Annotated in this window: 17 protein-coding genes and 1 pseudogene; 9 read left to right on the forward strand and 9 right to left on the reverse strand. The window is 49.6% G+C overall.

The features are described from left to right. The first annotated feature begins 64 nt into the window (after positions 1 to 64). Together mltB and ACO6V1_RS16720 are read left to right on the forward strand one after the other, a co-directional pair. Positions 65 to 1,135, forward strand: coding sequence for a lytic murein transglycosylase B (gene mltB, locus ACO6V1_RS16715; protein WP_422467724.1), 1,071 nt, complete (start codon positions 65 to 67; stop codon positions 1,133 to 1,135). Between the two features lie 166 nt (positions 1,136 to 1,301). Next, the gene (locus ACO6V1_RS16720) at positions 1,302 to 2,195 is read left to right on the forward strand and encodes a septal ring lytic transglycosylase RlpA family protein (RefSeq protein WP_422459552.1); all 894 of its coding nucleotides are present in this window, start codon (positions 1,302 to 1,304) and stop codon (positions 2,193 to 2,195) included. 35 nt (positions 2,196 to 2,230) lie between these two features. Here ACO6V1_RS16720 and ACO6V1_RS16725 read toward each other — a convergent pair whose 3' ends face one another. Continuing rightward, a complete protein-coding gene (locus tag ACO6V1_RS16725) occupies positions 2,231 to 2,674 on the reverse strand; it encodes a hypothetical protein (protein ID WP_422446647.1) in 444 nt (147 codons plus the stop codon). A gap of 231 nt (positions 2,675 to 2,905) precedes the next feature. Between ACO6V1_RS16725 and ACO6V1_RS16730 the strand changes: the two genes are divergently transcribed. The 5 genes from ACO6V1_RS16730 (at position 2,906) to lipA (ending at position 6,964) form a co-directional block, all read left to right on the forward strand. Further along, the gene (locus ACO6V1_RS16730) at positions 2,906 to 3,373 is read left to right on the forward strand and encodes a GNAT family N-acetyltransferase (RefSeq protein WP_422467726.1); all 468 of its coding nucleotides are present in this window, start codon (positions 2,906 to 2,908) and stop codon (positions 3,371 to 3,373) included. Positions 3,374 to 3,495: 122 nt separating this feature from the next. Further along, positions 3,496 to 4,707 carry a D-alanyl-D-alanine carboxypeptidase family protein gene (locus ACO6V1_RS16735; protein WP_422467728.1) on the forward strand — a complete coding sequence of 404 codons (1,212 nt, stop codon included), beginning with the start codon at positions 3,496 to 3,498 and terminating at the stop codon, positions 4,705 to 4,707. A gap of 104 nt (positions 4,708 to 4,811) precedes the next feature. Beyond that, complete coding sequence (locus ACO6V1_RS16740; RefSeq protein WP_101746054.1) at positions 4,812 to 5,078, forward strand: HP0495 family protein; 267 nt, start codon at positions 4,812 to 4,814, stop codon at positions 5,076 to 5,078. A 14-nt stretch (positions 5,079 to 5,092) separates the two neighbouring features. After that, on the forward strand, positions 5,093 to 5,800 hold the full coding sequence (gene lipB, locus ACO6V1_RS16745) for a lipoyl(octanoyl) transferase LipB (RefSeq protein WP_422467730.1): 708 nt from the start codon (positions 5,093 to 5,095) through the stop codon (positions 5,798 to 5,800). A 153-nt stretch (positions 5,801 to 5,953) separates the two neighbouring features. Next, complete coding sequence (gene lipA, locus ACO6V1_RS16750) at positions 5,954 to 6,964, forward strand: lipoyl synthase (RefSeq protein WP_422459583.1); 1,011 nt, start codon at positions 5,954 to 5,956, stop codon at positions 6,962 to 6,964. A gap of 38 nt (positions 6,965 to 7,002) precedes the next feature. Here lipA and ACO6V1_RS16755 read toward each other — a convergent pair whose 3' ends face one another. Then, entirely contained in the window at positions 7,003 to 9,585 is a 2,583-nt protein-coding gene (locus ACO6V1_RS16755; protein ID WP_422467732.1) for a hypothetical protein, read from the reverse strand. A 415-nt stretch (positions 9,586 to 10,000) separates the two neighbouring features. Here ACO6V1_RS16755 and ACO6V1_RS16760 point away from each other — a divergent pair, with 415 nt between their 5' ends. Beyond that, complete coding sequence (locus tag ACO6V1_RS16760) at positions 10,001 to 10,711, forward strand: DUF3581 family protein (RefSeq protein WP_422446637.1); 711 nt, start codon at positions 10,001 to 10,003, stop codon at positions 10,709 to 10,711. Positions 10,712 to 10,989: 278 nt separating this feature from the next. After that, a complete protein-coding gene (gene ilvD, locus ACO6V1_RS16765) occupies positions 10,990 to 12,831 on the forward strand; it encodes a dihydroxy-acid dehydratase (RefSeq protein WP_422459542.1) in 1,842 nt (613 codons plus the stop codon). Between the two features lie 40 nt (positions 12,832 to 12,871). Here ilvD and ACO6V1_RS16770 read toward each other — a convergent pair whose 3' ends face one another. The 7 genes and pseudogenes from ACO6V1_RS16770 to ACO6V1_RS16800 form a co-directional block, all read right to left on the reverse strand. Beyond that, positions 12,872 to 13,486 (reverse strand): LysE family translocator, encoded by a 615-nt coding sequence (locus tag ACO6V1_RS16770; RefSeq protein WP_422446633.1) that lies wholly within the window; start codon positions 13,484 to 13,486, stop codon positions 12,872 to 12,874. Positions 13,487 to 13,554: 68 nt separating this feature from the next. Next, a complete protein-coding gene (locus ACO6V1_RS16775) occupies positions 13,555 to 13,992 on the reverse strand; it encodes a hypothetical protein (RefSeq protein ID WP_269673074.1) in 438 nt (145 codons plus the stop codon). A 526-nt stretch (positions 13,993 to 14,518) separates the two neighbouring features. Beyond that, positions 14,519 to 15,568: a DNA polymerase III subunit delta gene (gene holA, locus ACO6V1_RS16780; protein WP_422446631.1), complete on the reverse strand. Its 1,050-nt coding sequence runs from the start codon at positions 15,566 to 15,568 to the stop codon at positions 14,519 to 14,521. Next, on the reverse strand, positions 15,565 to 16,140 hold the full coding sequence (locus ACO6V1_RS16785; RefSeq protein WP_422446629.1) for a hypothetical protein: 576 nt from the start codon (positions 16,138 to 16,140) through the stop codon (positions 15,565 to 15,567). Before ACO6V1_RS16785 ends, holA begins: the two co-directional genes overlap by 4 nt. 293 nt (positions 16,141 to 16,433) lie before the next feature. Next, a pseudogene (locus ACO6V1_RS16790) lies at positions 16,434 to 17,433 on the reverse strand (peroxidase family protein); the annotation flags it as partial. 227 nt (positions 17,434 to 17,660) lie between these two features. Then, positions 17,661 to 18,551 (reverse strand): aspartoacylase, encoded by an 891-nt coding sequence (locus tag ACO6V1_RS16795; RefSeq protein ID WP_422446627.1) that lies wholly within the window; start codon positions 18,549 to 18,551, stop codon positions 17,661 to 17,663. A 204-nt stretch (positions 18,552 to 18,755) separates the two neighbouring features. After that, positions 18,756 to 19,392, reverse strand: a 637-nt coding sequence (locus ACO6V1_RS16800; RefSeq protein ID WP_422467734.1) for a hypothetical protein, incomplete at its 5' end; no start/stop codon positions are given.

Here is a 19,392-nt window from a genome sequence, read left to right on the forward strand (position 1 = left end):
CGTTGTAGTTGTTTTGGTGTTTGTGAGAACCCTGAGTTTGTTATTTTTGAATAGGTACGGATACATGAAAAATTTTCCCGGGGTATTCCGTCGAATGTTTCGTGGTGGCCTGCTGATGGCTGCTGTGGTTGCTACACCTGTCACCTGGGCACTAGCCCAGGAAAATCACGACAGTGACTATCTGGGCAGGCAGGATGTTGATGCTTTTATTGATGAGCTGGTAACTGAACACCGTTTTTCCAGGACAGAGCTTGAGGATATTCTGGCCGGGGCGGAGCGTTCCGAGCGGGCACTGGAGCTGATCAGCCGTCCTGCCGAAGGGACTCTGGAGTGGAAAGACTACCGCAAGATATTTATCACGCCAGAAAGGATAGCGAAGGGTGTCAGCTTCTGGGAAGAAAATGCCGAAACCCTGGCCCGTGTTGAGCAGGAGCTGGGGGTGCCAGCCAATATTATTGTGGCGATTATTGGTGTAGAAACCTATTACGGTCGGCAGACCGGTGGCTTTAAAGTGCTGGATGCGCTCACGACGCTGGGCTTTGACTTTCCCCGAAGAGGTGAGTTTTTCCGCAAAGAACTGAAAAATTTTCTGCTGCTCGCCCGTGAACAGAATCTGGACGTTGATGAACTGACCGGGTCCTATGCCGGAGCCATGGGCATTCCACAATTCATGCCGTCCAGCTACCGTGCCTATGCAGTTGATTATACCGGCGATCAGCAGGCAAATATCTGGCTGAGCGATGAGGATGCCATCGCCAGCGTTGCCAACTATCTGCAAAAACACGGCTGGAAATACGGCAGTGGTGTGGCAGTTCAGGCAAAGGTTTCAGGCGTTAAGCATGAGCAGATCGTCTCTTCAGGATTGAAACCGGACAAAAAACTGAGTCTTGTGCAAAAAGCCGGGTGGGCTGTGCCGAAAATGGTACCAAAATCCTCTAAAGTTCTGGCGATGAAACATGAAGGCAGTGCTGGCGCTGAGTATTGGGTCGGACTGCATAATTTTTATGTCATTACCCGCTACAACCGTAGCCAGATGTATGCCCTTGCCGTTTATCAGTTGTCCAGAGAAGTGAAGGACAGTTATAAACAGTCTCTGGCATTGCAAAAGCAGGTTGCGAAAGGTAAACAGGGATGATGGTTTTCCCGGGGTGGCTGATCTTTGCTGAAGGCTCACTGTAATGAGCCTTTGGCGGCTTCCCGGTTGAGTGATAACGAACCCTCAGGAATATTATTTGTTAACGTTGAAAAGTATGTTTGATCAAATGGGACGATCTGGAGCCGGTCTCTCAGGCCTGGTATCAATGAAGAAAATCGTGGGAATTAACACCCGGGGGTTCCGGCTGGTTCCGGCCATCATGCTATCAGCCCTGGTTGGCTGTAGCAGTAGTCCACAGGTTCAGGATGGCCCACCGGCTGATTCCGTTGATATCAGTACCATTCCTGACGCAGTCCCGTCGCCGATACAGGTCCCTGTTAAAAATACACCCTATACCCTGGGTGGGATTCACTATCAGCCGATGGCCTCTGCCAATGGTTATGCAGAAAAGGGCGAGGCTTCATGGTATGGCACCAAGTTTCACGGGAAGCAGACGGCCAACGGTGAAATCTATGATATGTTCAAGATGACAGCGGCCCATAAAACATTGCCACTGCCCTCCTATGTCAAGGTCACTAATCTGGAAAATGGTCAGTCGGTGGTGGTGCGGGTCAATGACCGTGGGCCATTTCATGGTGACCGATTGATCGATCTTTCTTATGTTGCGGCAAAAAAGCTGGGGTTCGCTGATTCAGGGCTGGCAAATGTGGCAATAGAAGGCATTGACCCGGAGACCTTTGCCCGTTCTCCCGCCCATGAACGGGATGGAGAGTTGCTCTACCTGCAACTGGCCGCCTTTAAAAACTACCATAACGCGCAACTTTTACGTCGGGATCTCTTTTCCCGGGCGGGTGTCCAGGCGAAAGTGGTCAAGGGGGATGCACCAGAACCACTGTATCGGGTGAGGATTGGTCCGGTAGAAAGTCCTGATCATCTGGAGGAGTTGCTGGAGGGGTTAAGCTCTGCTGAGTTTGCGTCGCCCTATCTTGTGTATGAAAAGCCTGTCGATGAAAAGTCCATGGGTGATGCGGTAACTTCCGAAAAGATGGTGACTGAAGTAGAGGCAGAACAGTCTGAACAGGTAGTCAAAGCCCCATAAGATTTGGGCTATGGATAGGATGGATGAACTCTGTCCTATTCTCTATCAACCAGTATTTTCAGCATGCCTTTGATTTCGGCCAGCTCATCTTCTACACGGGTCAGACGATCTTCAACGCCGGTTAACCGGCCTGAAACACCGATCAATTTCCCTTCTACCCCCGTCAGGCGGCCTTCAAAATCCGTCAGATGTTCATCGGTTTGAGTCTGCCACTGTTCCATACTGTTGATGCGCTGAATCAGAGCTTTCATCAGTTCTTCAACATTGATCAGGCGCTCATTCATCCCGCTGCTCTGGCGGGTGAGTTCAAAGACCGTTTGTCGTATGGTGACAATGTCTTCGCTCATTTCTGTCAGCTTGGCATTCTCTTTTGCTGCTGCCCGAGCTTTGGGTTCATTGATACCGAGCTCAATCAGACACTCGTACAGGTCTTCATTTAACATTGAGTCACTCCCACTGTCCCATGTTTTATCAATCATAGAGTTATTGATTACTGTTACGGTTGAAAGGCATTGCTGGCTCATAGTCGTGTATTCACAGATAAAAATAGAGGGCGTTTGGCAACCTTGCCCGAATAATTCATTGTCACCGTAAGGCCTTGGGGCGTAAGGTTTGTAGTGTTTTTTTAGCTACCCTGCTTTCCGCAAGGTCAGGTTTTTCAGTGCTTTGGGGTACAATCATGGTTATAGATTTCTTTGCTATTAATCCTGATGAAAATTGTTAATTTGCAAGACCTGCCCTCATGCATCGAAACGGTTGCGCGTTGGCATTACAGGGAGTGGGGGGCTTTATACCCCGGGAGTGATTTGAGTGACTTTCGGGAGGATATGGAAGCTTCTTTGCTGACCGACCTGATCCCGCAAACCTGGGTGCTTGCAGAGGGAGGGAGTGTCTGGGGATCAGTCAGCATTCTCACAGAGGATCTGCCAAACTATCCGGAGTTTTCACCATGGCTGGCCAATGTCTATGTGGAACCGTCGAAGCGGGGGTATGGCTATGGTCAGCAGCTGGTAAAGGTGGCAATGGGATATGCACGGCAGCGGAACCTGGGTCCGCTATTCCTGTATACTCCGGATCAAGTGAACTTTTATGAGCGGTTGGGTTGGCGTACTTTTCATGAGGATATCTATCATGGGAAAAAAGTATTCCTTATGACGAATAGGCCTGCTCGCGTCTGACCTGACGGAAGGTCTGCTGTGCCAATCGATGAATTGTTATCAGTTGTTGCAAGTTGCAGTTAACCTCTAAAGACTTGAACATTATAATGATGAAAATCCATATATTCAGAGCATTTACCTGCATGGGCAAAAGAATTTTATCTTCCCTTCATAAGCTGGTGGCCCCCCACTGGCTGAGAGCGTTGGCCATGACTGGTCTTGTTTTTGCCGGTCAGGCCAGTGCTTTTGGACAGATTCCTTCACCACCGGAAGTGTCCCTGAAAAGCTACATTCTGATGGACGCCGCCAGCGGTGAAGTGCTGGCCTCACAGAATCCCGATGAGCCCATGCATCCGGCCAGCCTGACCAAGATGATGACCGCGTATCTGGCTGAAATGGAAATGGCTGCGGGCAACATCCACCGTGATGACCAGGTTCTGGTCAGTGAAAAAGCATGGAGCCTGGGCGGTTCCACTATGTTTATTGAAGTTGGGGAACGGGTAACGGTGGAAGATTTGTTGAAAGGTATCATTATCGTTTCCGGTAATGATGCCAGCGTTGCGGTTGCTGAACACATCGCTGGCAGCGAGGGAGCCTTTGCCCAGTTGATGACCAGTACCGCCCAGCGGCTTGGCATGAACAACACGCTGTTCCAGAATGCTTCCGGCTGGCCAATAGATGACCATTACTCGACCGCCCGTGACCTGGCCACTCTTGGCAAGCATATCGTTCAGGACTATCCGGAATATTACGGCTGGTATGCTGAGAAGTATTTTCAGTACGGCGTCGACAAAAAAACCGGTAAACCCCTGCGTCGTCAGGCAAACCGTAACCGTCTGCTCTGGACCAACCCCTATGTGGATGGTCTGAAGACCGGACATATTGAAGACACCGGCTACCATCTGGCAGTAACCTCCAAGCGTGATGACCGCCGTCTGATTGCTGTGCTGCTGGGCTCCGCCAGTGAGAAGCAGCGTGCGGATGATGCCCAGAAACTACTGACCTATGGCTTCCGCTTCTTTGAAAATGTGGACGTTAAAAAAGGTGGTGAGCCTCTGCAAACCGTTAAGGTCTGGAAAGGGGACATCAGTGAAATTACTGCGGGTATTACCGAAGACCTGATTGTCACTGTGCCCAGGGGAACGGGTAAGAACCTGACCGCCTCTCTGAAGATCGACCCAAAGCTGGAAGCGCCCATCAAGAAAGGTCAGACCATCGGTTCAGTGAACGTTATGCTGGAAGATGAACTGGTTCGTGAGGTGCCGCTGATTGCTCAGCAGGCTGTTGAGCCGGGAGGTTTCTTTAAGCGTATCTGGGATAGTATTGTCTTGTTCTTTACCGGGCTGTTTGCATAACCCGGGTTAAAGACAAGCGTGAAAAGCGCTGTATTCCCGGCAAGGGTGCAGCGCTTTTACTGTTTATAGTCCGACGTACAGTCCAATGATGTAGGTAGATGGTTATGAATGAGCCACAGGCCCCGAAAATTGAATTCCCCTGTGATTACCCTATTCGTATCGTAGGGCACTCCGCTCCCGATTATAAAGATTTTGTGCTGCGGGTGGTGGCCAAACACGCACCGGACTTCGATGGCCATGCCAAAATGAAAACCAGCCGAAATGGCAAGTACATGTCAGTGACCGTGGTTATTCATGCCACTGGCGAACCTCAACTGCAGGCGCTCTTTGAAGATTTGAAAGCCAGTGGCCGTATTCAGATGGTTTTGTAATGGACAGGGCTTTGATGGCTGAAAGCACCCAACAGTCTGACGGTATTGAAAATGACCTGATCGTTCGTTATCTCGGGCGGAGAAACTACGAGCCTGTCTGGCAGGCTATGAAAGCCTTTACTGCCAATAGGGATGATCAGACCCGGGATGAATTCTGGGTGGTGGAACATCCCCCGGTTTTCACCCAGGGGCAGGCTGGCAAGCCGGAACACGTTCTTTTCCCGGGCGAGATCCCGGTTATTCAGGTGGATCGTGGTGGCCAGGTTACCTATCATGGCCCAGGGCAGCTGGTGTTTTACTTCCTGATGGATGTGCGCCGGAAGAAGAGTGGTCCAAGGGCTGTGGTTTCTGCATTGGAAAGTGCCGTCATTGCAATGCTGGCCAGTTATGGTTTAGAGGCACAGAACAGGCCGGATGCGCCGGGTGTTTATGTCAATGGTGCCAAGATTGCATCCCTTGGGCTTCGCTTTCGTAAGATGTGTTCTTACCATGGTTTAAGCCTGAACGTAGATATGGATCTGGAACCGTTTAACCGAATTAATCCCTGTGGTTATCGCGGGCTTAATGTGGTGGATATGGCATCGCTGCTGGAAAATGTCGATATGGAGGAAGTGAGTCGGCGTTTACTGGTATGCTTTCAGAAAGCACTCAGTTACATCAATATTGATGAAAGAACGGCGATTGATGAGCTGTTGACGGCAGATAGCGGAGATAAGAGTTAACCCGTTTACCAGTCCAGTTAGCAGTAATCCAAAAAAACAGGGGGAGGCATGTCTACTCATTCCGAAAACAGCGGTCTTGAGCCGTTTGACAGCCATGAGCCATTAAAAGGTCATGAGCTGGCGAATAGTGGCCTCACCGGAGAAAGCCCACGGATGAAACCGGAAAATATTATTCCTACCGTGCAAATAGACGGTAGCGTCAAAGTAGAAAGTGGCACCAAATTTGTCAATGACAAAGGTATCACAGCCATTAAAAATGGCATTAAAGCCAGTGCCGGGGGGCAGCATGCCCCGATTCAGCGGAAACCATCCTGGCTCAGAATAAAAGCAAGTCACGGCACAAAATACAAAGAAGTCAAAAGTACCGTGCATGAGCATAAGCTCAGTACGGTCTGCGAAGAGGCCATGTGCCCGAATATCAACGAGTGCTGGAGCTCTGGTACTGCAACCATCATGTTGATGGGTGATACCTGCACCCGGGCCTGCCGGTTCTGCGCGGTGAATACCGGGAATCCCAAAGGGTGGCTGGATCATGATGAACCAGAGCACACCGCTAACTCGGTCAAGCTGATGAATCTGAAATATCTGGTGCTGACCTCGGTGAACCGGGATGACCTGCCGGACGGCGGAGCCGGACATTACGCTGCGGTGGTTCGCCGGGTTAAAGAAGAAAACCCGGATACTGATGTAGAGGTTCTGACACCTGATTTTCTCGGTGTCATGTCCCATGTTGAAAAGGTTGTTGATAGCCCCATAGCAGTCTTTGCCCAGAATGTAGAAACCGTGCGCCGACTGACTCATCCCGTGCGTGACCCCAGGGCCAGTTACGAGCAGACACTGGCTGTGCTGGAGCATGCCAAGAAATACCGTCCTGATGTCCTGACGAAAACCAGCCTGATGCTGGGGCTCGGTGAAACCGATGATGAGATTCTGGAAGCCATGGATGATCTGAGAGCCATTAATGTGGATATTGTTACCTTTGGCCAGTACCTGCAGCCAACGGTTAACCATCTTCCCATTGAGCGTTATGTGACGCCGGAAGAGTTTGAAAAATATCGGCAATGGGGATTGGAAAAAGGGTTCCTTGAAGTCGTTTCCGGTGCGCTGGTGCGATCCAGTTATCGTGCGGAGCAAGTCTTACAGAAGAACAACGTTGGTCTTTGATACGAATGGGGGGGGAGGCAATCCCCCCATTTTTGACACTATTGCTCTTTGGCCAGTTTTTTCCTGAGTCTTTGAATATCGCCTAAAGGGGTTTTTTTTGCGATGCGATGACGTAACAAGGGTTCGTTTTTTAATCGAATTCTCCAACTATTAAACTCATTGGCTGTGCTATAAAATTCCCCCGATTTTTGTTTGAGCCTGTTTTTCTCTTTTTGGTCATCACAGTCTGTTGCCATATCACCATGTATATGACCAATAAGGGATAAAAAAGAACCGGTGACAAATGTCAGTGACAGGCTATGTTCAAATTCGGCTAAATGATGCCTGGCAATAGTGCAGGGCTGAATGATCCACTGAGCCTTATAGTCGGCTAAATTCTGGTCACAAGGGTGGAGGCAGCATAGCCATCCCAGCGCTTTATCAATAATCAGTTTTCGAATGACCTGTTGGGTTTTTGGAATGTCGTCAGATAATAAAACCGTGTCGCAAGCCTTCCGGTCCAGGCCGTAATCGGTTAGTGTTTTGCCGGATTGAGCCAGTATATTTAACTCACCGGACTTCTGTTCTTGTTTGGCTGACGCATTGAAGGCTTCCAGATGTTCAGATCCTTTTGCTATCACTCTGAGGCTCCATAAATCCATGTGAGCAAAGCTTGCCTGTTGTATTGTGAGCTGGGTTTCCTGACAGAATTGTTTTAATACGGCTCGAGCCTGATCAAAGTCGTTGCTGTGCAATAACTGTGTAACGGAGAGGCTGATGTAGGACAGCCGGATTCGAGGGATTGATTTAATGCTTTCCCCTTGAATGGGTTTTTCTTTGATGCTTGTGGAGCACACAGGGCTGGCGTTGATAGAATATTGATCTTCGCCAGGGCTTGGTTTTTGATCTTTCAGATCTCTGGGTACACTTCCCTGAAATCTTTTTTTACCCGGTATTTTTGTGGTTTTCTCTTTTCTGGTTGAGCCTGGACGGCGTCGTTGTTTTCTGGATCCCTTTATTTCATCAGATGTTATTTCATCAGATGTCGCTTCCAGAGCGAGTGGTTTTGTTTCGGAGAGTTCCAGTTCATCGATAATTCCCTGAATATAGAATGATACGTCTTTGGCATCGATAAAATCATAGTGCTCTATAGCCCTCTGCAAAAGGGTAATAACTTCCTCTATTGAACCGAGATCATTCTTGCTGTTCTTGATCAGCAGCAAAGCCAGTTGCAGGTTGGCCGAACTGATACCTTGTTGTATGGCCAGTCTGGAATGGTGAATGGCTTCTTCCAATCGGTTGTTTTGCTCATACACCTTGCTGAGTAACCATCGGGCTTCAGGGACCCGGGATTTTAACAGCTCACTTTCTGCTTTTTCAGGTTCGTTTTTCAGGTAGTACAAAACCGCGGATAAATAGAGCCTGCTGTCTTTGTTGGGGATATCGATAAGGTGGAAGGTATCTTGATTGATCAGAAAATTACAAATAATATTCAAAACTGGCAGGTGTATTTCTGTTGATGCAAATTTCTCTATTAAAGGTAATACTTTTTTCTTGAATTCGGGGATCTGGAGGAAACGGATGAGCTGTTCCAATGCTGACAGGCTAATGTCCGGTGAGTTATATGCCAGCTGACCATTTTCACCAAACCGAAATACGTAGAATAATAACGAATTCGGGTTTAAATCAGGAATGTCTGTTGAACCGGGAATGGTAGCAATATTACTGCATTTTACTTTATTAACCACATTGAGCGCAGACCCGAACCATTCTGCAATGGTTAAATTTTTTGCAAGCCATTGATGCGCGTCTTGCCTTCTTGTAAATAATTCGGAGTCATGAATAAATTTTATGATATTGGCTTTTATAGTTTCAGTGTCTCTAAAAAAAAGTATGTATTGTAATGAGTTAGTAATACTTGTGATGATGACTGTGGGCAGTAAGTCTTCATCATAAGGAGCCATTTTCTGGCTCCTCAGATCACAGCAAGTGACTCTGTGATTGATTTTGGCAAGTGGTATATTGGCCATTTTTTCATGTTCGAAAAATGACAAAATACGTTTGCTGATTAAAACATGGTTAGCCGATTCTATTTCATTTTTAGAGTTTTTTATCCATTGTAACCAAATGCTTATTAAGAAAAGGTCTTGAATTTGCTCCGGGTCCGAAGGTGTGCAACTCAGTAAAAAATCAATAATGTGATTTTCAAACTGTTCAAGATCATCCCCTATGGTTAATAAGCTCTTTTGCGGAGTTTCTGCTCTGGATTCCACGAGTTCCTGTAGCTGCCAGAATTTCACATAAGTGGTCTGGAACTGGTCCAGAAGATGAGAGAGTGTTTCTGCTGATGGCGTTTGAAAATATCGTTTTTCTCTTTCTAAAGTGACATTGTTCCCTCGATGACACAGCTTTTTTTTCGTTTCCAGTTGTGCGTTCGTGTACTGAACAACCGGATGTTCAGTTGCTTTGACAGATCGGTTACGTAGATCCAGTGGTTCCTGTGTTTGCCCCTCTTTTGGCAGATGTGCCTTCAACGTCGTTATCGCTTCAGTTAACGCTAATGCTTCCAGAAATGCCCCGTGATCGTTTGAGGTTTGAGGGACAAACGGTAGATGAGGGGATAGGTTATAAGAGTTTGCCATCGGTTTGGGTCTAGCGTCAGGGGTTGAATTGCAGTTGAACTGTATCTTTAGACCACGGCAATAACGTTAAGTTCGGTAATGATGCTTTAAACAAAAAGCTACGATTTACTGGTAGGCTTCAGGGGGGCTACTCACTTAAGATGTGTTTCCTGAAACTACGGCCTTCGCAATGCTTGCTTGATATTCAAAAAATAAGTGGTTGGTCAACCACTTATGGTAAGGTGCTGGCTATTGCTCTTATGCCTCTGAGTAATAGCCGCTTTCCCGTCCCTACTGTTCTGTGGACGAGAGCAGGGTAGAATATTCGCTGTTTTACATGGGTATTTGTCACTAATGACTGAACATCCGATAGCCAGCGGCATTGAGTGCCGTCTGACTGAAGGGATGACTGCGGCAGGAATTCAGCTTTAACACTATGTTTATTGATCAATACTGTACCTCTCTGGCAGACAACCGCTTTTCCTTTACCCGCGAACAGGCCAGCCAGTTTGCGAAGCGCATTGCCAATGATTTTAACCCTTTGCATGATGTGGATAACTCCCGCTTCTGCGTTCCGGGTGATCTGCTATTTGCCAAAATACTGCTGAGTGAAGGCCTGTATAGCGATATGCGTGTCACTTTCAATGGTATGGTCACCGACGGTGTTGAGCTGGAAATCTGTACCAACGATAAAGGACATAAGAGCATTTATGATCTTTCCGGCAAGCTGTATCTGGATATTGAACGCCACGGAGCCTGCAGCCACGATACGTTGATGATTGAGCAGCTGGTGCGCAGTTATGTGGCCTTCTCCGGTGAGAGTTTCCCTAATGTCTTTGTGCCGCTGATGAAATCCCATGGGGTAATGATCAATACCGTCAAACCGCTGGTCATTTACGACAGCATGACCTTGAAAATGGCCCGTGTTGACCTGGTAAACCCGCACCTGGAACCAGCAGGCGCGACTCTGGACGTTAATGGCAAGCGCGGTAAGGTAACGCTTAACTTTGTTTACCGTGAAAATGGTGATGTGGTGGGGATGGGGGAGAAAACCATGATTCTCTCCGGCTTGCGGCCCTATGACCAGGAAGCCATTGATATCATGATTGAAAAACACAGCGCCCGGCAGCACCAGTTTGCCGGCTGAGCGTCTTTTTTTGGCCCTCCTGGTAATGGCCACTTTTCAATGGCTACGTCTTATTTTCTGTGATGACTTTGAAGAGTGGATTCGATTCCGGTTTTTCCAGTGGTATTTCCACATAGTCAGACAAATCGCCTGAATTTTGATATTCTAACCGGCCGCCATTGGATGGCGATAAAAACCCCGTCAGCAAGGAGTGCATTGGCTTTCTAAAAAGTTACCGTGTACAGACAGAAGCAAGAATAAAACCATTTGCCATTGACCGTTAGTAGAGGGACTGTTTCATGCCAGCCTATCGCTCCAGAACATCCACCCATGGCCGTAATATGGCCGGAGCCCGTGCGCTATGGCGGGCAACAGGTATGAACGATGGGGATTTCAACAAACCCATTATTGCTGTCGCTAACTCATTTACCCAGTTTGTACCTGGCCATGTTCATTTGAAGGACATGGGGCAACTGGTTTGCCGTGAAATTGAGCAGCATGGCGGTGTGGCGAAAGAGTTCAACACCATTGCCGTGGATGATGGCATTGCCATGGGGCACGATGGCATGCTCTATTCGTTGCCCAGCCGGGACATCATCGCTGACTCCGTGGAATATATGGTCAATGCCCACACAGCCGATGCGCTGGTCTGTATTTCCAACTGTGACAAAATCACCCCGGGCATGTTGATGGCGGCCATGCGTCTGAACATTCCGGTGGTTTTTGTTTCAGGTGGGCCAATGGAAGCGGGTAAAACCAAACTGTCACAACATGGGCTTGACCTGGTTGATGCCATGGTGATCGCCGCTTCAGATGCCGATGATGAAACCGTTGCCGAGTATGAGCGTTCAGCCTGTCCAACCTGTGGTTCCTGCTCAGGGATGTTTACCGCCAACTCCATGAACTGTCTGACGGAAGCGCTGGGTCTTTCCCTGCCGGGCAATGGTTCCATGCTGGCTACTCACGCTGACCGTGAACAGCTGTTTCTGGAAGCAGCTCGCCGTATTGTTGACATCACCCGGCGTTATTATGAACACGACGATGAGAGTGTACTGCCCAGATCCATCGCCAGTTTCAAGGCGTTTGAAAATGCCATGAGTCTGGACATCGCCATGGGTGGATCGACCAATACCATCCTGCATCTGCTGGCGGCTGCCCAGGAAGGTGGCATACCTTTCGATATGCGTAATATTGACGAGTTATCCCGTCGGATCCCCCAGTTATGCAAAGTGGCACCCAACACCCCGAAATACCATATGGAAGATGTTCACCGGGCGGGTGGGGTGATGGGTATCCTTGGTGAGCTGGATCGTGCCGGATTATTGCACAATGATATTCCCATGGTGCACAGCGCCACCGTCAGTGAAGCCCTGTCCCGTTGGGATATTATCCAAACCCGTGATGAGTCGGTAACAACGTTCTTTAAGGCCGGTCCTGCCGGTATTCGTACGACAGAAGCCTTCAGTCAGGATTATCGCTGGGAGACACTGGATGATGACCGGGCAGAAGGCTGTATTCGCTCACTGGAACATGCCTTCAGTACTGAGGGGGGGCTTGCAGTGCTTTATGGCAACATTGCCGCCGATGGCTGTGTCGTCAAAACCTCGGGTGTTGATGATGATAACCTGGTCTTCGAAGGTCCGGCCCATATCTGTGAAAGTCAGGAGGACGCGGTCAACGCTATTCTGGAAGACCGGGTGCAGCCGGGAGAGGTGGTGATTGTTCGCTACGAAGGGCCAAAAGGTGGGCCGGGTATGCAGGAAATGCTCTACCCCACCAGTTATCTGAAATCGAAAGGGCTGGGTAAGGCCTGTGCGCTGCTGACGGATGGACGCTTTTCCGGGGGGACTTCCGGACTGTCCATTGGTCATGCTTCTCCTGAGGCCGCATCCGGTGGTGCCATTGGCCTGGTGGAAAATGGGGATATCATTCGGATAGATATTCCCAACCGAAGCATTAATGTCCAGTTGACCGAAGACCAGCTGGCCGTCAGACGGACAGCCATGGAGGCCCGGGGGAAAGCTGCCTGGCAGCCGGTTAAGTCCCGGCCAAGAAGGGTCTCCACGGCACTTAAAGCTTATGCCCGTATGGTCACCAGTGCAGATAAGGGTGCCGTTCGGGACTTGAGCCTTTTTGACTGATCACTGAGTCAGAAAAATAGGATTCCATCTGGTTAACTACTTACATACACACAATACGAAGAGCCACCAGAATCAACAGGATGCCACACAGCCGGTTGATCAGCGTGGCTCTTTTTCGTAGCGCTGGCAGCACTTTGCCATGGCCTGCTACTGAGGCAACCAGGCAATACCAGACGCCATCGCAGAGTGTGGCAATGGATGCCATCAGTATCTGAGTGATTACCGTGGAATCAGGCGTCACAAACTGGCTGAACAGCGCCAGGAAAAATACGGCAATCTTGGGGTTCAGGAAAGAGACCAGAAAGCCGTTAATTGCCGCCTGTTTCAGGCTCAGCTGTTGCTGTAACTGATGCTGGTCGTTAATTAACGAGGATGCACAGGTAATAGCCTTATACCCCATCCAGGCCAGATAGGCAGAACCTGCATAGGTAATGAATTTATAGAGCCAGGGCGTTTCAGTAATCACAACACCGATACCCGCCGCCACCAGAAACGCATAAATACCAATCCCCAGGGCATGGGAAATCGACGTAACCAGCCCATGGGCCCTGGACCCCTGCACGGTACTTTTCATGACGGCCGCCAGACTTGGGCCCGGTGAGATGGTACCAAGCGCACAAATGGCCAGGATGGATAACCAGGAAGATGCTGTCATTGCACTACTACTTCTATGTGTTGTGATGTTGTATTGGCTGCGAAGTATAGTGCTTTGCCAGCGGTCTTTTAATTAACTTTGCTGGTTCTGTCCGGTTTGGCAAGGACATCCCTGGCTTTTTCCAGCGCGGCATACTCATCAATAAACCAGCCGACACAGCGTTCAGTGCTAATCGGCACTCCTGATTCATTAATGGGCTGATAAACGATCCACCACCGCTCTTCTGGCCGGGGGTCGTTGTATACAAAGACATATTTCATATCGCCCCGGTCAGTAATGGAGACCATTACCTTATCGTAGGGGGTATGCGGGCACACGTCTTCCATCAAAAACACATAAGTAGGCCTGCCCTGATTGAACTCAATGTACTGAAACTCCTTTATCCGGCGAAAGGTAGCAAGCGCCTTTTCGATGTCCGAATTCATCAGGTAGCCGGGAATATTGTTGTTATCCCACCAGAATTTGCCGTCCAGTGATGGCTTTTTAACAAGAAATGATCTGTTCATACTGCATAGTCCCTTAAACATTGTTTTAACTTTTAGACCGTGCGTACCAGATTAGGTTCCATGTCATGTTCGCCGACAGCTCCTGGTGCAGCTTAGCGTTGATACCCATGCTGTTCGTGCTGAGGCCTGTCGAAGGATGTGGACTCCGAACCAACAACGAAGACCGTGCCAATCACCCTTCGACTCCGCTCAGGGTGAACGGAGATATTACTGAACAGCGCCCCCCCCGTTCATCGTGAAGCTTGTCGAAGTACGGTTGCACCATCCTTCGACAAGCTTCAGGATGAACGGGGTGTACGGGTATTAACGCTTTTCTGCACTAGTGCATGGTTTCAATGAGTTTGACGTGCACAATCTCCGTTCACCCTGAGCGGAGTCGAAGGGTGCTTGGCACGATCTATCAGAGTCCGGAGTTTCCGCCTTTAGGCCCTATGATGGATACTTCGACAGGCTCAGGACGAACGGAGTGCGGAGGCACGACAACCCGTCAAACTCATTGAAACCATGTACTGGCTACTTTCTGGAGTCACTTGATGACCTGAATAGGGGGTAAACCTGCCAGATTCAGGGTCAGGGTCAGCAGTTTATCCCAGGCGTTACCTTTCTCTAACCCTTTGATACAACGATCAATCTTTCCTGTATCCAGCAGCATCTGACGCAGGTTTCGCTCGCTGCTCCGGCGAATGGCCTTTTCCAGCAGTGATGACCTGCGCTTGAGCATAAATGGCACGAACCCCAGCGCTTTAGCGGATTGTTCAATGGCCAGATCCCTTGCCATCCCCCGGGATAGCTGTCGGCTCAGATGGCTAAGCAGGCGTATCTCCCTGGCCAGAGCCCAGAGAATGATCGGAGGCTCAATGCCCTCACCTTTCAGAATGCCCAGGATGCGCACACACTGTTTGATATTGCCGTCCAGGGCGCTGTCCAGCAGTTGGAACACATCGTATCGGGCGCTGTCCGACACCGCTTCTCGCACAGTAGCTTCATCAATGGTTTTATCCCTGGCCAGAAGCTTGAGCTTTTCCAGTTCCTGGGATGCCGCCAGAAGATTCCCTTCCACACGCTCGGCTATCAGGCTCAGGGCGTCCGGGGTTGCCCGGTAGCCATCCACTTTAAGCTGTTGAGCGAGCCAGCCTGGTAGCTGTCCGGATTCGATTGGCCAGATGGGAATAAATACCCCGGCCTGTTCCAGCGCCTTGAACCATTTTGATTTTTGCAGGGTATTGTCCAGACGATCCGTGATCATCAGCAGCAGATTGTCCGGTGAGGGGTGGCTGAGGTATTCCAGCAGCGCTTTACTGCCTGCATCTCCGGGCTTGCCATTGGGTATTCGCAGCTCAAGAATCTGCTTCTGGGCAAACAGCGACAGGCTGTTGGCCGTGCTGAGAAAATCCCCCCAGTCAAAGCCGTTTTCAACATGATAAACATGGCGCTCGGAAAACCCGGTGTCCCTGGCATATTGGCGAATTTGATCACAGCACCGGGCAACCTGAAGCGGTTCATCACCGCTGACGATGTAGACAGGTGCCAGCTGTTTCTTCAGCTGTGCACCCAGTTGGTCAATACGAAGCTTCAAGGCAGAGGGTTCCGGCTGGATTCAGTGTTCTCCATCTGGGCTTGCGCCGCAGCCCTGGCTTGTTCAGCGGCCGCTGACAGCTCATTTTCAGACAGGCTGTGAATCCGGCGCAGGGTTGTGGTAACCAGTTCCTGCTGTAGCTCAGAAAGGATAATCCCTTGTTCGGATTCCGCCGCATTCGGCGCATCCTGGTTCTGGGTGATGTAACGTTCGCGGGTTAACTGAACCGGAGCAAACAGCGGCAGGCCAGAGGCGGTTTGTAACTGGTAAACCACCTGCATGGCAATTCTCTGCTCAAAATAGCCCGCACTGGCAACGGTCTGCTGATCCGTATCACGTTCAACGCGGATGATGTTGATGCGCCATGGAGCCGTCTCGCTGATATCGATGCCACTGCGTTCCATCGCTCTGGAGAGGGAGCGAATATAGACAGGATCATTGCCGGTGATGGACAGTTGGCTGACTTCACTGGCAGTACTCATTGCGCCTCTCAGATGGAAGCCACAGGCCGTTAACAGGCTGGTTAACAGCAGCAAGGTCAGCGTGCTCACTGAACGAAAGGGGTAGGTCATGATCTCTCCAGCAATGATGCTTCAAGTGTTCAAATTCGACCTGTAACTCTACCATGACGGCGGTAGGCAGAAAAAAGAAAATTGGCTTTGAGAAAAAAACACGCCGCAATGAATGCGGCGTGTGTATCGGGTTTTAGCAGGTGTTGCGATTAAGCCAGGTCAAATCGATCAGCATTCATCACTTTGGTCCAGGCGGCGACAAAGTCACGAACGAATTTTTCCTGATTATCGTCTTGGGCGTACACTTCTGCGTAAGCTCGCAGAATTGAGTTGGAACCAAATACCAGGTCAACACGGGCGCTGTCCCAGGCCGTAGTGATCATATCGCTGTTGCTCAGGCCGCTGGCGGCAATTCTGGCCTTGAGCGCAGCCACATCGTAATCGGTCTTGCCTGCAGGTACCGGGTCTTGCCAGATCAGCGCTTCCTGTGGTGCATCCGGGCCGATGTAACGGGTTTGTGGTCCCATATCCCGGTGGGTCAGCTTGAACCAGGCACGGGCAAACACGTCGGAGAAGTAGGCGTGGTCATCACGGAAGCGTTCGGAAATCTTGCGATATTCCGGATCCACCTTCAGCGCCATATCCGCATCGGTCATGATGGGGTTGTAGCGGATGGATGGGTCTTCCACATCCACAGGCTTGTCTTCTTCGGCAATGTTAATGGGCTCATATTGCCAGGCACCGGCCGGACTCTTCTTCAGTGCTTGGCTTCAGCCACTCTTCTTCCGAGCCCCAATAGATATCTTTTTCAGGGTGCCAGATATCTTCCCGGCCGAAAGCGAAGCCAAAGGTCTTCAGCCCCATGGATTCATAAGCGACAGTGCCTGCATAAGCCAGCAGGTCAGCCCAGCTCAGTTTGTTACCGTACTTTTTCTTGATCGGCCATAATAGACGACGGGCTTTGTCCAGGTTGGCGTTATCGGGCCAGGAATTCAGCGGTGCAAAACGCTGGTTACCGGTACTGCCACCGCCACGGCCATCGGCAATACGGTAAGTACCGGAAGCATGCCAGGACATACGCACCATCAGGCCGCCGTAGTGTCCCCAGTCGGCAGGCCACCACTGCTGGGAGTTGGTCATCAGATCTTTAAGGTCTTGCTTCAGGCCTGCAAAGTCGAGAGTTTTCACCGCTTCCCGATAGTTAAACTCCGGTGCCATCGGGTCAGTTTTTTGGTCATGTTGATGCAGAATGTCGAGGTTCAGGGTTTTTGGCCACCAGTCAACATTCGACTTGCCGCTCTCTGTTACCGCACCGTGCATAACAGGGCATTTTCCAGAGTGGGGTTTATTCATTGTCCGGTTCTTCATGTGGATTAAATCGGAGACATTATTTGACTTGCGTGTTGTTGTTTTAATTTATGTCAATATTTCTTCTTTTCTATCAGTATTTTACGAAGCCCGTTTGATGGTTTTCGGGGTGTTTTCGTGTTTTTCAGGTGGGTGTACTGATTGCTGGTGGTTATCCGCCTGCGGCTTCTGCTTCAGAAAAGGAAAGTGAGCATCGTTAGATCAATAGATGTTCAATCCAGTGAGACTTCAACTTTGTCGGTGATGATGAAAGCCGTATCTTCAAGGTAGTAAGCGGCCTCATTAATAAATACCGGATAGCCAGGTTCCCCGGAATATCGGATGTCATCACCCTGAAATGTCATAAAAATGGGGTGATTGGTTTCTAGCAGGCGATAGTCCCGATCCTGAAGGTCTTTGTGAACCATTGCGGTCAGATTCCCTTGTTCATTTCTGGGGTAAGGTACTTTTTCCCTGAACCTGAATACCGTCACGGCGTCAGGAAGTTTAGGTTCCTGGCGAGTTTTGCACAGAGTCAGGAACTTAACGACCAGATCCACCACTTTCTCGGTGGTTTCAAAGAGGTCATGACGAAGCACGGCATTGGCTAAGGGACCAACCTCAATCACAATACCAAAACGTGAAATGCTGTTTAAAGACGGGTGCTGACTATGGTCAACATCGCTGAGCAGGATCCGGGCTTCGGGAATATTTTTCTGCACATAAGCCGCAGTGTGAAGGTTAAGTGGCTCACTATTTCTGACGATCAGGGTAATGCCCATATTGGCGGTGGTACTGTGGAGATCAACCAGGAAGTGCTGGCCTATGGCATCCTGAGATAAGTGTCGGGCGATTTCTCTTGCCCGCTGACACTCATGGGCGTCTTGAGTGCCGGTGAGAACCCGGTCAGAAAATGAGCGGTTCAAATCCTGATCAATAAACCGCCTTGCCCGGGCAAAGGCTTCCGGATTGGCAAGGAGCGTTGCCACTTCCAGGGCATTATCCTGAAAAATCCCCACTTGCTCTGCCTTACTTATGAAGTAGGGGCCGATGTATTCATTGCCGTGGGTTCCACCAATAATAGTGACTTTTTCAATGATCTGATGGTTGCCATTTTTCATCATTAACCTCTCTGGCAGTGCAATTGTTTATCTGATTTTTTATGACTGCCTGGCTGCATTTGTTATCAATGAACAGCGTATGCGTGATGTGTTTTACCCAATCTTAACCATTGGTTAAATGATACTTCCGGGAGGGATTTCTAGCTGAGAGTAGTTATAGTCTGGTGTTTACGCCAGTTTTACTGTGCCGGGAATCATTCCCGGCGTTTACATTTTTATTTCAAGTTGAACAATTCTTTCAAGTTTTATCGGGAGAACCAGTTCACCTCCTGCCTGCTGGCTTTTAAGCTGAAGCTCACTGTCACTGAGGCTGTTAATAATGCCCTCGTACTGGCGTCCATTGCTCAGGGTAATTCTGATTTGCCGCAGCTCACCTTCAGTCAGACTGGTCAGCTCCACAGGCTGGTAACGGATATGCTGACCCACATACACTGCTCTCAGGTCTATTTCCTGTTCAGGCAGGGAGGCTGATTGGTCATCATAGGGTTCAGATACGGGGTTTGCCCTGCGCCCGTCTACTTCCGGCAATTCGACGTTGCTAAACAGTATGGCCTGCAGATCACCCACTTTTTTACTTATCTCCCCCGGAACAACCGTGAGTACTGGCGCAATGATCTCGCTATTGTTAATCGATACAGAGCGCTGGCTGAGCACCGGAACGTCATCTTCCCGGTACTGCCGGTTGAAAAGAAACGGGGATTGAAATTCCAGGCTAATGGAAACGGTCTCTGGATTGTTGAGGAAGTCCTGGTATGCCTCTCGAATAGAATCACCCGGAATAATGCCCCATAATGCTGCGTAGTATTGATTCTCCCGTGATACTTCCCGGGCAACATACTCAGCC

This window comes from Endozoicomonas sp. ALC013, assembly GCF_049310205.1.
Classification (GTDB): domain Bacteria; phylum Pseudomonadota; class Gammaproteobacteria; order Pseudomonadales; family Endozoicomonadaceae; genus Endozoicomonas.